Origin of the sequence: Blastococcus deserti (assembly GCF_042682525.1) — a bacterium.
Classification (GTDB): domain Bacteria; phylum Actinomycetota; class Actinomycetes; order Mycobacteriales; family Geodermatophilaceae; genus Blastococcus_B; species Blastococcus_B deserti.
Map to the genome: position 1 here is coordinate 10,367 of NZ_JBHUHP010000011.1, position 12,971 is coordinate 23,337.

Below are 12,971 nucleotides of genomic sequence, written 5' to 3' on the forward strand. Positions count from 1 at the left end.
AGAGGTACTGCGGAGTGCCGATCACCTGGCCGGTGCGGGTCAGCGCGACGCTGCGCGCCGACCATGCGATGCCGAAGTCAGTGATCTTCACGCTGCCGTCGGGCCGCACCAGGATGTTCCCCGGCTTGACGTCGCGGTGGACCATCCCGGCGCGGTGCGCCTCGCCGAGGCCGAACGCCGTCTGGCGCAGCAGCGAGAGCGTCGTCGCCGTGGGCAGCGGCCCCTCCCGCGCGACCAACGCGGACAGCGGCTCCCCCTCGACCAGCTCCATGACGAGGTAGGCGAGCGTCTCCCCCGTGCCGTCCTGGGCGGTCTCCTCGCCGTAGTCGAACACCGCGGCGATGTTCGGGTGGCTCAGTGACGCGGCGTGCTGGGCCTCGGCCCTGAACCGGGCCACGAAGGTCGGGTCGCCGGTGTACTCGCTGCGGAGGACCTTGACCGCGACCGGGCGGTGGAGCGCGAGGTCGTGCGCCCGCCAGACCTGGCCCATCCCGCCCGCGGCGATGAGCTGGTGCAGCTCGTAGCGGTCACCCAGGCACCGTCGTCCTGGTTCGACCACGGAGGCCACTCCTCGTCTGTCCGACCCTGCGCTTCGCGGGAAGCCTCGTCGCCGCCCGGGGGCACACGGACCCCCCGATCCTGACTGTCCAGTCCGGGAGCTCCCTACACATGGTCGACGATGGCGCGCACCGGACGGACCGGTCCGCCAGGGATGCCCGTCACACGTCCGGGTGGCCTCCCGCGTGTCGACTGCGCTGCGCACTTGGTCCCACCTCTGGCGTCACCGCACGGTCGGACGTCGCGCCCGCCGGCCGTTCCACTGGAACGGTGGTCCGCTCCTGCCACCCTCGACCAACCCCAGCCCGGCCATGACAAGGTGACCCGAGGAGCCACCGACACCGAACAGGCGGGACGACGATGTCCGACACCGTGACCAGGACCGATGCCGATGGCGTGGCCACGCTGACCCTCCAGCGCCCGGGGCTCTCCTCCGCGCTGCGCACGGACCTGCTGGGCGTCGTCCGGGAGATGGCCGCTGACGAGTCGGTGCGGGCGGTGCTGCTGACCGGTACAGGGCGGGCCTTCTGCGTGGGACAGGACCTCGCCGAGCACATCGAGTCGCTCCGGGGGAACGCCGCGACCTCCCTCTCCGTGGTGGAGAACGAGTACAACCCGCTGATCCTGGCGCTGGCGGCGCTACCCGTCCCGGTCGTCGTGGGGATCAACGGCGCGTGCGCCGGTGCCGGGCTCGGGATCGCGCTGGCCGGCGACCTGCGGGTGGCGGCGGCGGGATCGAAGTTCACGACGGCGTTCACCGGCGTGGGCCTGTCCAGCGATTCCGCGCTCGCCTCCCGGCTGGTGCACTCCGTCGGGCGATCCCGGGCGACCCAGCTGCTCCTCACGCCCGACCCGTTCACGGCGGAAACGGCGGAGCAGTGGGGGCTGGTCCATCAAGTGGTGCCGGCCGAGGAGGTGCTGCCGGAGGCGCAGGCCCTGGCGGCACGGCTGGCGACCGGCCCGACCGCGGCCTACCGGGCGATGAAGACCGTGCTGGCGACCGCGGCCACCGACCCGCTGGAGGAGACGCTCGCGCTCGAGGCCCGGCTGCAGACGCGGCTGGGCCAGACCGCCGACCACCGCGAGGCGGTCGAGGCGTTCCTGGAGAAGCGGACGCCGCGGTTCACCGGCCGCTGAACGGGCCCCGCTGCCCCCCACCGAGCTCGCCGGGCCGGAAGGGCCCCCTGCAGGGGGCCCGCCGCGCGCCCGGGAGTGGTGGGGAACAGGGGGTCCTCCACCTGTCGTCGGGGCCAGCTCCCCCACCCGGCGACAGGGCGTCCGTGACCCGCTGCATGGTTCCGCCGCCGGCCCCGTCGGAAGCTCGTCCCGAGCGTGCGAGCGACGAGGGGGAAGGGGTCCTTCTCCGGTGGGGCGGCGGGGTCCTTCAGCAGCGGGAGAGGAGGGCGCAGCCCGGGCAGACGTCGCGGGCGGCCACCGGCCACGCCTGCTCGGTCGAGATCCGGGCCAGCGAGCCGCAGAGCGTCAGCTCGCACGCGCCGTCGACCTCGGCCGGCGGACGGTGCACCTCCACGGCGTGCCACAGCGCGGTGGTGGGTCCGTGCGCGCGGCTGCGGGCGGCGGCGTAGAGGGTCGTCTGCAGCATCATGCGGACAACGTCGGCAGCCGACGGGTGGAGGGTTACGGAGCGGACCGGCCTCCTCCCCCCGATGGGGGAGAAGGCAGACGCCGCCGCGGCGCGGCAGGATGCCCGTCATGGAGCTGACCAAGCACGGCCATGCGTGCGTCGTCCTCCGCGACGGCGACCGCAGGCTCGTCATCGATCCGGGCGTGTTCACCGATCCGTCGGCACTCGACGGCGCCGCCGCCGTCCTCGTCACCCACGAGCACCCCGACCACTTCGAACCGCAGCGGCTGCGGGCGGCCATGGACGCCGACCCGGCGCTCGAGGTCTGGACGAACAAGTCGGTGGCCGCCCAGCTCGAGGGTGTGGGCGCCCGCGTGCACGTGGTCGGCAACGGCGACGCGGTGGCGGTGGCCGGCTTCGACGTCCACGTCCACGGCGAGCTGCACGCGGAGATCCACCCGGAGATCCCGCGGATCGCCAACATCGGTTTCCTGGTCGACGGCCAGGTCTTCCATCCCGGCGACGCCCTGACGGTGCCGGACGAGCCGGTCGCGACGCTGCTGCTGCCGATGCACGCGCCGTGGTCGCGGACCGCCGACCTCATCGACTACGTGCGGGCGGTGCACGCCGACCAGGCCTTCGCGGTGCACGACGGGTTGCTCAACGACGCCGGACTGGGCGTCGTCGCGGGCCTGCTGGGGCAGCGGGGGCCGGGTACGCCCACGCCCTTCAGCCGGCTGGCGCCGGGGGACACGGCCGAGCTCTGACGCCCGGCCGGTCCCCCGGACCGGGTCAGCGGACGGCGCCGCGCGAGCGACCGCCGGAGACGCCCTCGGCGACGCCGATGAGCAGCACCGCTGCGATGACGGCGACGATGAAGCCCAGGACGTTCAGCTCCCAGATGTCGCCGGTGCCCAGCAGGCTCGCGACGACGCCACCGATCAGAGCGCCCACGACACCCAGGAGCAGGGTGGCGAGGATGCTCAGCCGCTGCCGGCCGGGCTTGATGAGCCGGGCGAGCGCGCCGATGATGAGGCCGACCACGATGAGGCCGAGGATCTGCACAGCGTTCTCCTTCGTTAGAACCGGTGTGGCCCCCCATCCGGCAGTCGCCGGTTGCGCACACCGGTGCACGACGGATGCCAGTACCCCCGAAGACGATCACTGATGCACCGTTCGCCCGATCGGGCTGATGAGGGCACGGGCCGGCGCCGGGTCAGGTGCCGCTGATCCGCTCGACGTGCGCGGGGACCTTGGCGAGCTCCGCGTCCACCGTCCGCTGCACCAGCCGCCGCAGCGCCCCGCGCTGCAGCCGGCGGACGACCCGGCTCCCGCCCGTGGGCTCGTGGGTGATGGTCATGGTCACCCGGGTCCCCCCGTCGGCGCCGTCGGCGAGCTCGATCCGCGTCGTCCACATCTCCGGGGTGAGCCGGAGGCGGGTCGCCACGAGCCGCGGCGGGTCCCATTCGACGATCTCGCCCTGCGGCGCCCCCGCCGCCGGTGCGCCGTCGAGCCGACCGGGCGCACAGACGAACGTCGTCCCCAGGCCCGGCCCGGCCGGGGAGTCGCCGAGCACGTACGAGACGTCGCAGACCGAGCAGTACGGCTCCAGGACCGCCAGCGCACGCCACACCTGGGCCGGGGGCTCGGGGACGTCGCGGACGCCGGTCGCGGTGGTGGTGCTCATCAGCGGCCGCCCACGGACACCTCGAACTCGACCTGGCTGACGTCGGGCCGCAGCCGGGAGTAGCTGTGCACGAGGGGATGCCCGGAGCTGTCGCGGACCGTCGTGCGGACGACGAGCAGCGGCGAGCCGGCCACGACCCGCAGGAGATCGGCCTCGCCCGGATCGGCGGTGCCGACGTCCACGACGATGCGGGCGTGCGCCAGATCGGCCTGGTACTCCCGCCGCAGGAACTCGTAGAGCGATCCGTGGGTGAAGTCCTCCTCGGCGGCCCGCGGATAGAGCGAAGCGGGCAGGAAGCTGTGCGCGACGTGGTTGGGCTCGCCGTCGACGCTGCGCAGCCGTTCCAGTTCCACGACGTCGGCCGTCCCGTCGAGGGACAGCTCGGCGGCGACCGCGGCCGGCACGGGGACGACGCGCTGCGTGAGCACCTGGGTGCCCACCTGAGCTCCCTGCTCGCTCATGACGGAGCTGAAGCCGGCGATCCGGTGGACGAAGCTCTCGCGGTACTCGTGCCGGATGGCCGGGCGCGTGACGTAGGTGCCGCGGCCCTGCTCGCGGACCAGGTGCCCGTCGGCGACCAGCCCGTCCACGGCACGGCGGAGGGTGATCCGGCTGACCCCGTACTCGGCGCAGAGCACCGGCTCGGGCGGGAGCAGGGTGAGCTCGGGCAGGGATGCCACGCGTCGCCGGAGGTGTTCACGGACCGCGAGATACTTCGGACCGGTGACGGGGCTGACCACAGGGCAAAGGTACGGGATCCCTAGACGTCTGGTCGTCATGTCGTCCGAGACGTCACCCATTCGTCCCGGTCAGTGGGACGTTCCGGCGCGCGCGCCGAGACATCAGGACGTCATGACGTATGGTCGGGTCTCGCCCATCGAGGGAGATCCCGTGCGCATCGGTGTCCTCACCGGCGGGGGCGACTGCCCCGGCCTCAACGCCGTCATCCGCGCCGTCGTCCGGACGGCCACCGCCCACTACGGCAGCGAGGTCGTCGGCTTCCGCGACGGCTGGCGCGGCCTGCTGGAGAACCGCACCACGCCGCTGGACGTCGCCGCCGTCGACGGCCTGCTGACCCGCGGCGGCACCACGCTCGGATCGGCGCGCGTGGCGCCCGAGCGGCTGAACACCGGGCTGCCCCAGATGAAGGCGGTCCTCGCCGAGCACGGCATCGACGTGCTGATCCCGATCGGCGGCGAGGGCACGCTGACCGCCGCCCACCTGCTCTCGCAGGCCGGCGTGCCCGTGGTCGGCATCCCGAAGACGATCGACAACGACATCGACGAGACCGACCTGACGTTCGGCTTCGACACCGCCGTCAGCATCGCCACCGAGATGATCGACCGGCTGCACACCACCGCCGAGTCCCACCAGCGCGTCCTGCTGGTCGAGGTCATGGGCCGGCACGCCGGCTGGATCGCGCTGCACGCGGGCCTGGCGTCCGGTGCCCACCTGACGCTGGTGCCCGAGGAGCCCTTCGACATCGAGCACGTGTGCCGCCTGGTCACCGAGCGCTTCGAGCGTGGCGACTCCCACGTGATCGGCGTCGTCGCCGAGGGCGCTGCTCCCCTGCCGGGGACCATGGAGCTGCGCGACGGCGGGGTGGACGAGTACGGGCACCGCCGGTTCACCGGCGTCGCCCAGCAGCTGGGTGCGGAGCTGGAACGGCGGACGGGCAAGGAGGTGCGGACGACGGTGCTGGGGCACGTCCAGCGCGGGGGCACGCCGACGTCGTTCGACCGGGTGCTGGCCACCCGGTTCGGGCTGCACGCCACCATCGCGGCGCACGAGGGCCACCACGGGCAGATGGTGGCCCTCCGCGGCACCGACATCGACCTCGTCCCCCTGGAGAAGGCCGTCGCCCGCCTCAAGACCGTCACGTCGTCCCGGCTGGCGGAGACCGCCGCGTTCACCGGGTGACCTGCGCACAAGTGAGCTGTGTCTCACCTGCGGGTGACGCGAGGACTTTCGCCCCGCGTGAAGCCCGTCGACCGGGGTAGGTGGCGCAGAATTCTCGTCGCCACCCCCCCGTGACTCGCGGTGCGGTGAGTACATCGAGCCCGCCCGGCAGACGGAGGTCCCCCGCGTGTCACAGTCGCCGGACTGGCGCAACCGCAGGTGGGCGGCCACACACCAGCGCATCTACGACGCCGCCATCGCGCTCTTCCAGCAGCACGGGTTCGAGTCGGTCAGCGTGGGGCAGATCGCGCGGGAGGCCGGGGTGTCGGTGCCGACGTTCTACGCGCACTACCCGTCGAAGGAACACGTCGTCATGCAGCTGCCGACGGCCGACGACCTCGCCGCACTGCTCGCCACCCAGCCGGCGGATCTCCCGGTGGCCGACCGCATCCGACGGGCGGCGCCGGCCTGGTTCGCGCAGTGGAGCGGCGACTTCCGGGCCGCCCAGCTCGCGCGCTGGCGGATCATCGCCTCGACCCCCAGCCTGCGCACCAGGGCGGCGGAGTTCGAGCGCGCCACGGCGGGCATGGTGGCCGACGCGCTGCCGGGCAAGACCGGCACGTCGCTCGGCCCCGGGGATGCGGTGGTGATCAACGCGTACCTGTCGGCGCTGACAGCCGGGGTGCTCGCCTGGGCCGACAGCAACGGCGAGGCCGAGCTGGAGCAGCTCGTCGAGGAGGCGTTCGACGCACTGCAGCGTCACTGAGACACTCACCGAGCACTGCAGCGTCACCGAGCGGACCGGCGTCACCGGCTCAGGTCCGGTCGGCCACGGCGCTCAGGCACGCGGGGACCGCAGCTCCACGACGGTGACCTCGGGACGGGCCCCCATCCGCATCGGCGGCCCCCAGTAACCGGCTCCGGAGGTGACGTAGAGCTGGGTGTCGCCGTGCCGCGACAGACCCTCGACCGCCGGCTGGTCCAGCCGGATGGCGTGGTCGAAGGGCCACAGCTGCCCGCCGTGCGTGTGCCCTGAGAGCTGGAGACCCACCCCGGCGGCGCGCGCCTGCTCGACCATCACCGGCTGGTGCGCCAGCAGGACGACGGGCACGCTGCCGTCCCGCCCGTCGAGAGCCGCGTCCAGGTCGGCCCCGTGGCCGGGCAGCCCCGAGGACGCAGCCGTCCGGTCGTCGATGCCGGCCAGGTCGAAGGTCGCTCCGCCCCGGCCGAGCGCCACCCGCTCGTTGCGCAGCACGTCGACGCCCAGCGTGGGCAGGTGACGCAGCCAGGCGCTGGTGTCGACGAAGTACTCGTGGTTGCCGGTGACGAAGAAGACCCCCTGCTCGCTGACCAGGTCCCGCAGGGGCGCCACCTCCTCGCGCAGCTCCGGCACGTCCCCGTCGACGAGGTCTCCCACGATCGCCACGACGTCCGGGCGCTGGGCGTTGACCAGGTCCACCACCCGCCGGAACCGGCGGCCGCCGTACGTCGCCGACAGGTGGCCGTCGGAGAAGGTGACGATGCGGAACCCGTCCAGCGCCGGGTCCAGGCCGGTCAGGGTGATCGGCACGCGCCGAACGACGGGGGAGGAGTTGGCGAACCAGGCGGCGGTGCCGGCCGTGCCCAGCGCCACCGCGCCTGCGGTCACCGCGAGGCTCCGGGCGAGGAACAGGCGCCGGGAGCTGAGGTCATCGCGGTCCTCCCGGACGGCAACCTCCCGAACCGCGGTGCCTCCGGTTGCCGTCCCCCCGTCGGGCCGAGCCGCTGCGTCGTCCCCTCCCGGAGCCCTCCGGGAACCGCTCGCGACGAGCTCCCGGTGGCGTCGACGCAGGACGACGTTGCCGACGAGCCGCACGGGTTCCAGGGCCAGGAGGGCGAGGAAGGCGTAGAAGGCGACGCCGAGCCAGCTGTAGGCGACCCAGTCCAGGGGCGCCGCGGCGTCGAGGGGCAGGATGCGGCGCAGCATCACCGCGAGTGCGGGCAGCAGCGCCAGCACCAGGGTCAGCAGCGTCAGCCGACGGCGCAGCCGGCCGGGGTGGGTGGTGCTGCGGACCAGCCGGAACCAGAGGTAGCCGTGCAGGAGCAGCATGGCCAGCAGCACGACGGTGGCGAAGCCGAGCAGGAGGATCACCGACACCGGCGCGCCCGCCCTCCGGTCGTCGCCACGCACCCACTGTCCCAGGTGGGTGCCGCGGGGCTCAGGAGGCCCGCTGGCGCGCGGCCTTCTTCAGCACCGGCCGCACCTCCGGCTCGAGCTCCCAGAACGCCCGTTCCGCCTGCTCGGCCCGCGCCTGCTCCAGGGCGTGGAGCCGGCCGAAGGTGAACGCGTTCTCCCCCTCGGCGAAGGCCGCGATGCCGAACCGCCGGCAGAGCTCCCGGGTGACGACCGTGTCCTGCGCCTCGCCCAGCACCTGCTGGATCCGCTTGGCCGACCGGACGACGTCCTTCGCTCCTCCCAGTTCCGGTGCGGCGATCCGCGTCGCGTAGCGGACCCGCTTCGCGGCCTTCCGTACCGCGTGGAGCGCCTGCTGCCGGTCGGCCTCGGGAGCCCGCCGGGCGCTCCGGATGTGCCGGCGCAGCCGGCGGACCGAACGGCGAACGGCGTCGCGGAGAGCCGGCTGCAGCCGGCCGGCGGCGCGCTCGGTGAACGGCGGATCGCTCACCAGTCCGTGCAGCCCGTCCAGCAGTCGCAGGTAGCGCGGCCCGGACAGCGTCTCCAGGGCCCGGTCCAGCCCGGCTCGCTCCTCGCGCAGCTGGTGCTGCTGCAGCCGCGCCGCCACCGGGCCGATGACCAGCTCGTCGGGTTCGGCGGCCACCACCGCGCGCAGCCGGGCGAGCGCCACCTCGTCGTCCCGGGCCTGGGCGAGGACCCTGCCCAGCCAGGCCAGTTCCTCCCGCAGCGGTCGGGTCGCCTCCCGGTCCAGGACGTTCCGGAAGGCGGCCAGCGTGCTCCGCAGCCGGCGCGCGGCCACCCGGACCTGGTGGACGGCGTCGGGCTGCTCGGTGCGCAAGCGGACGTCGGCCGCCCCGAGATCCGCGAGCTGCTCGCGCAGGGCGGTCCGCACGAACTCCCCTGCCCGCGGCCCCTCCTTCTTCCCTCCCCTGCCGGCCGGCGCGTCCTCCTGCGGCAGTCGCCGGGCGAGCACCCGGCCGACCTTGGACGCGGCCGCCGAGGGGCGCGCTCCCGCCGCCGTGAGCCGCTCCCCCACCGCGGCGGCGAGCGTGGCGTCGCCGTCGCCGAGCTCGACCTCCACCTCGCGCCAGGTGTGCGCCTCGGCCGGCCGCCCGGCGCCGTCGGCCAGGGCGGTGGCCGACACCGTGTCGTCGGCCACCTCGGCGAGCACCCGCCCGTCGGCGTCCCGCAGGACGGTCACCACCCGCCGGGTCCGCAGGGTGGCCACCGGGCCGGTCGGGGCGCCGCGCAGGAGGCCGACGACCGGGGCGACCAGTGCCCGTGGCGGTCGCTTCACCGCCCGGCCCAGGGGTGCGTGCAGCTCGCGCCGGGCAGCACCGGCGGGCAGCTTGAGGTGCCAACCCGCGTCGGGCCCGCCCTCCCGGCGGCGCAGCGTCACCCGGGCGCGGAGCAACCGGAGGTCCGCGGTGTCGTGGTAGACCGCCTCGAGCCCGTGCTCGACGGGCGGGTCCACGGTCGCCACTCCGTCCAAGCCCTCCAGGGAGGGCAGCACGAAGTCGTGCCCGACGTCGTACTTCGCCTCGACCTCCAGATGCCCGCTGGTCACGCCGGCCCTCCTCCCCGGACAATGCACGCCACGGACCCAGAACCTAGGGGGGCCGATGTTCAGCGGCGAGCCGTGCGGGGCACGCTCCCGGCCGGGGGTGCTCAGCGGAGGGCGCCGCGGAGGGAGCCGAGCCATGCTGGACGAGCGAGAGGTCTCCGCCGCCATCGGGAGCACCGCCTACGACGCGAGCGGCCAGAAGATCGGCACGGTCGAGCACTTCTACGTCGACGACCGCACGGGGGCGCCGTCCTGGGTGGCGGTCACCACCGGCCTGTTCGGCACGCGCCAGTCCGTCGTCCCGGCCCTGGAGGCCACGTTCGCCGACGGCGCGCTCCGCCTCCCGGTCGCCGTCGACGCGGTGAGGAGCGCGCCGCGACTGTCCGGTGACCACCTGACCCCGGACGACGAGGCGGAGCTGCGCCGGCACTACGGCGGGGAGACCCGCCCGGCCACGCCGACCGCCACGCCCGCCGACACGGCTGCCGACACCCCGGCCCGGTCAGCGGTCCCCGCACCGCCGACGGTCGAGATGCCGGTCGAGGCCCCGCCGCCCCCGGCAGCCGGCACCGACGGGGCCATGACCCGCAGCGAGGAGCAGCTCGTCGTCGGCACCGAGCGGGTGCCCACCACGCGGGCGCGCCTGGTCAAGTACGTGGTCACCGACGAGGTGCAGATCACCGTGCCGATCCGGCGCGAGGAGATCCGGCTCGAGCACGTACCCGTCGACGCACCGGACGACGGACCCGGCGAGACGCTGCTGGACCAGCCGGCCGGCACCGCAGCGGCCCCCGGGCTGCCGGACGAGATCATCCTGCACACCGAGCGGCCGGTCGTCACCGTCGAGGTGGTGCCCACCGAGCGCGTACGGTTGCGCACCGAGCTGGTGCAGGGTCAGGAGACGGTCACCGATCAGGTCCAGCGGGAGCAGATCGTCGTCGACCAGGACGCCGCCGCGCGATCCGTCTGACCCTCAGCCCACCCGGTGGCTGCCCGCCGCGCGCAGCAGGTCGTCGGCCGTCGGGTCGATGAGGACCCGCCCGTCGCTGGCGACGACCACCGGGCGCGCTTCCTCGAGCGCGTCGATCTCGGCGAGCATGGTGCGCGCCGCCTCGTCCTCCGCGGGGTCCAGCCACCGGTGGGCGAGGCCGTGCTCGGTGAGCACCTCCTGCAGCGCCACGCTGGCCGGCCACCGGGGATCGCCCACCACCCGCAGGCCCGAGGCGTGCCCGATCAGCATGGCCCGGCGCAGGAGGAACGCCCGCATGATCACGTCGGCCAGCTCCCGGTCGGCGGCCAGCACCTCGCGCAGCCGCTCGACGCCCAGCGTCACCACCGCGCCGGGCTCGGCCACGACCACCGACCGGACGGCGCGCTGCCCGGCGAGCATGTTCAGCCCGCCCAGGAACCGGCCGGGGCCGCTCACCGACACCACCCGCGGCTCGTCGCCGTCGCCCGGCTCCGGGTCCTCGACGACCGCGACGGTGCCCTCCAGCACGACCACGAAATCCCAGTCGCTGGCCCCGCCCTGCACGAGCACCTCCCCGGCCCTCGTCGCGCGACGGCGCCCGGCCCGCCGAAGCACGGCGAGCTGCCTGGCGTCGAGCCGGGGGGAGGCGCCGGTCAGGTCCGGGGTCTCCACGAGCCCCTCGACCGTGGGCAGCCGGGCCGGCGGCGAGAGGGGGACCGGCCGCCGGACCTCGGCCGACGGGGCCGGCGACGTGGCGCGCTCCGCCGGCGTGCCGCGGGGATCGGTACGCAGCAGCGCCGCGGCGAGGTCGTCGGTGCCCGCGCGGCCCTGGTGCCGGATCCCGTTGACGAAGAAGGTCGGCGTTCCCCGGACCCCGCTCGCCTCCGCGCCGGCGACGTCGTCCCGGATCCGCTGCCCGTGGGTGCCGTCGCCCAGTTCGCGCGCGAACCGCTCCAGGTCGAGCCCGAGGACTGCGGCGTGCTCGAGCAGGTCGGGGGCGTCGAGCCGGTCCTGGTGGGCGAACAACCGGTCGTGCATCTCCCAGAAGGCGCCCTGCGCACCGGCCGCCTCGACGGCCTCCGCCGCGAGCTGCGCGTGCGGGTGCACCTCCGGGAGGGGCAGGTGGCGGAACACGTAGCGCAGGTCGTCGCCGAACCTGCTCCGGAGCTCGGCGACCACCCCGGTGGCGCGGCCGCAGAACGGGCACTCCATGTCGCCGTACTCGACCAGCGTGAGCGGCGCGTCGACCGGACCGCGGATGTGGTCGACGGCCGGGTCCACCGGTGGGTCGAGCCGGGTCGGCCGCGGGGCAGCGCCGCCGCCCCGCCTCAGCAGCCGGAAGCAGACCGCGCCGACGGCGGTCGAGACGACGGTCGCGGCCAGGATGCCGACCGTGGCCTCCTCCTGGAGGGCCACGTCGTCGAAGGCGAGGTCGGTGACGAAGAGCGACACGGTGAACCCGAGGCCGGTCAGGGCAGCCCCGCTCCAGACGCTGCCGAGACCGACACCGGGCGGGAGCACGCCCAGCCGCAGCCGGACGGCGAGCGTCGCGGCGAGGCCGACGCCCAGCAGCTTCCCGGCCACCAGCCCCGCGAAGACGCCGATGGTCACCGGGGACGAGAGCGCCCGCTCCAGGAGGGCGCCGTCGATGCGGACGCCTGCGTTGGCCAGTGCGAACACGGGCACGACGAGGTAGCTGCTCCACGGCACGAGGACGGCGCCGATGCGCTCGTTGGGGGAGACGGCCCGTTCCACCGAGAGCTTCGCCTCGCGGGCGAGGGCCGGCTCCGGCGACTGGCGGAAGGCCCGCGCGAGCGAGCCGGCCCGCTCCACCTCGGCGCGGCGCGGGGGATAGGCGCTCACCAGCAGGCCGAGGACGACGCCGCCGATCGTGGCGTGCACGCCCGACTCGTACATCGCCACCCACATGACGACGCCGACCGCGAAGTAGGCCGGCCCCCGCCACACCTGCATGCGGGACAGGCCGATGAAGGCCAGGACGCAGAGACCGGCGACCGCCAGCGCGATCGGGTCGATCTCGTCGGAGTAGAAGACGGCGATCGCCGAGAGCGCACCGATGTCGTCGACCACCGACAGCGACAGCAGGAAGACCCGGAGCTGGATCGGGCAGTCGCGGCCGAAGAGGGCCAGCGCCCCGAGCAGGAAGGCGGTGTCGGTGGCCATGGGGATGCCCCAGCCGGCCGCCCCGGCGCCGCCGGCGTTCACGGCGAGGTAGATGAGCGCCGGCAGGACCAGCCCGGCGATCGCCGCCAGCGCCGGGACCGTCAGCCGGCTGCGCTGCACCAGCTCCCCCATCGACAGCTCGCGGCGCACCTCCATCCCGACCAGGAAGAAGAAGAACACCATGAGTCCGTCGTTGACCCAGTGCTGCAGGTCCATGGCGATCTCGGCTGCGCCGAACCGGACGGCGAGCTCGGTGTGCCACAGCTGCTCGTAGGACGCCCCCCAGGGTGAGTTCGCCCAGGCCAGCGCGGCGAAGGTGGCCGCCACCAGCAGCCCGGCGCCGGCCACACC

Annotated in this window: 13 protein-coding genes; 5 read left to right on the forward strand and 8 right to left on the reverse strand. The window is 74.4% G+C overall.

Features of this window, described 5'->3' with window-relative positions; translation table 11 throughout:
* On the reverse strand, nucleotides 1–559 hold a 559-nt coding region (locus ACFSHS_RS13040; RefSeq protein ID WP_376876862.1), incomplete at its 3' end, for a protein kinase domain-containing protein.
* Between the two features lie 371 nt (nucleotides 560–930).
* Between ACFSHS_RS13040 and ACFSHS_RS13045 the strand changes: the two genes are divergently transcribed.
* The gene (locus ACFSHS_RS13045) at nucleotides 931–1,695 is read left to right on the forward strand and encodes an enoyl-CoA hydratase/isomerase family protein (protein WP_376876513.1); all 765 of its coding nucleotides are present in this window, start codon (nucleotides 931–933) and stop codon (nucleotides 1,693–1,695) included.
* A gap of 247 nt (nucleotides 1,696–1,942) precedes the next feature.
* Here ACFSHS_RS13045 and ACFSHS_RS13050 read toward each other — a convergent pair whose 3' ends face one another.
* Nucleotides 1,943–2,164 carry a hypothetical protein gene (locus tag ACFSHS_RS13050; protein WP_376876516.1) on the reverse strand — a complete coding sequence of 74 codons (222 nt, stop codon included), beginning with the start codon at nucleotides 2,162–2,164 and terminating at the stop codon, nucleotides 1,943–1,945.
* Nucleotides 2,165–2,271: 107 nt separating this feature from the next.
* Here ACFSHS_RS13050 and ACFSHS_RS13055 point away from each other — a divergent pair, with 107 nt between their 5' ends.
* Nucleotides 2,272–2,910 carry an MBL fold metallo-hydrolase gene (locus ACFSHS_RS13055; protein WP_376876519.1) on the forward strand — a complete coding sequence of 213 codons (639 nt, stop codon included), beginning with the start codon at nucleotides 2,272–2,274 and terminating at the stop codon, nucleotides 2,908–2,910.
* A 25-nt stretch (nucleotides 2,911–2,935) separates the two neighbouring features.
* Here ACFSHS_RS13055 and ACFSHS_RS13060 read toward each other — a convergent pair whose 3' ends face one another.
* The 3 genes from ACFSHS_RS13060 to ACFSHS_RS13070 form a co-directional block, all read right to left on the reverse strand.
* Entirely contained in the window at nucleotides 2,936–3,208 is a 273-nt protein-coding gene (locus tag ACFSHS_RS13060; protein ID WP_206340279.1) for a GlsB/YeaQ/YmgE family stress response membrane protein, read from the reverse strand.
* A gap of 151 nt (nucleotides 3,209–3,359) precedes the next feature.
* Nucleotides 3,360–3,830, reverse strand: coding sequence for an SRPBCC family protein (locus ACFSHS_RS13065; RefSeq protein WP_376876523.1), 471 nt, complete (start codon nucleotides 3,828–3,830; stop codon nucleotides 3,360–3,362).
* Nucleotides 3,830–4,630: a GntR family transcriptional regulator gene (locus ACFSHS_RS13070; protein WP_376876526.1), complete on the reverse strand. Its 801-nt coding sequence runs from the start codon at nucleotides 4,628–4,630 to the stop codon at nucleotides 3,830–3,832. The genes ACFSHS_RS13065 and ACFSHS_RS13070 overlap by 1 nt, the downstream gene beginning before the upstream one ends.
* Nucleotides 4,631–4,721: 91 nt before the next feature.
* On the opposite strand from ACFSHS_RS13070, the gene ACFSHS_RS13075 reads away from it, so the two are divergent.
* Entirely contained in the window at nucleotides 4,722–5,750 is a 1,029-nt protein-coding gene (locus tag ACFSHS_RS13075) for an ATP-dependent 6-phosphofructokinase (protein WP_376876529.1), read from the forward strand.
* Nucleotides 5,751–5,916: 166 nt separating this feature from the next.
* Nucleotides 5,917–6,495, forward strand: a complete 579-nt coding sequence (locus tag ACFSHS_RS13080) for a TetR/AcrR family transcriptional regulator (RefSeq protein ID WP_376876532.1) — start codon at nucleotides 5,917–5,919, stop codon at nucleotides 6,493–6,495.
* Between the two features lie 72 nt (nucleotides 6,496–6,567).
* Here the strand turns inward: ACFSHS_RS13080 and ACFSHS_RS13085 are convergent, their stop codons facing one another.
* Nucleotides 6,568–7,899: a metallophosphoesterase gene (locus tag ACFSHS_RS13085; protein WP_376876535.1), complete on the reverse strand. Its 1,332-nt coding sequence runs from the start codon at nucleotides 7,897–7,899 to the stop codon at nucleotides 6,568–6,570.
* 28 nt (nucleotides 7,900–7,927) lie between these two features.
* Nucleotides 7,928–9,469 (reverse strand): CYTH and CHAD domain-containing protein, encoded by a 1,542-nt coding sequence (locus ACFSHS_RS13090; protein ID WP_376876538.1) that lies wholly within the window; start codon nucleotides 9,467–9,469, stop codon nucleotides 7,928–7,930.
* Nucleotides 9,470–9,602: 133 nt separating this feature from the next.
* Between ACFSHS_RS13090 and ACFSHS_RS13095 the strand changes: the two genes are divergently transcribed.
* Entirely contained in the window at nucleotides 9,603–10,436 is an 834-nt protein-coding gene (locus ACFSHS_RS13095; protein ID WP_376876541.1) for a PRC and DUF2382 domain-containing protein, read from the forward strand.
* A 3-nt stretch (nucleotides 10,437–10,439) separates the two neighbouring features.
* On the opposite strand, the gene nhaA is transcribed toward ACFSHS_RS13095, so the two are convergent.
* Nucleotides 10,440–12,971, reverse strand: a 2,532-nt coding sequence (nhaA, locus tag ACFSHS_RS13100; protein ID WP_376876544.1) for a Na+/H+ antiporter NhaA, incomplete at its 5' end; no start/stop codon positions are given.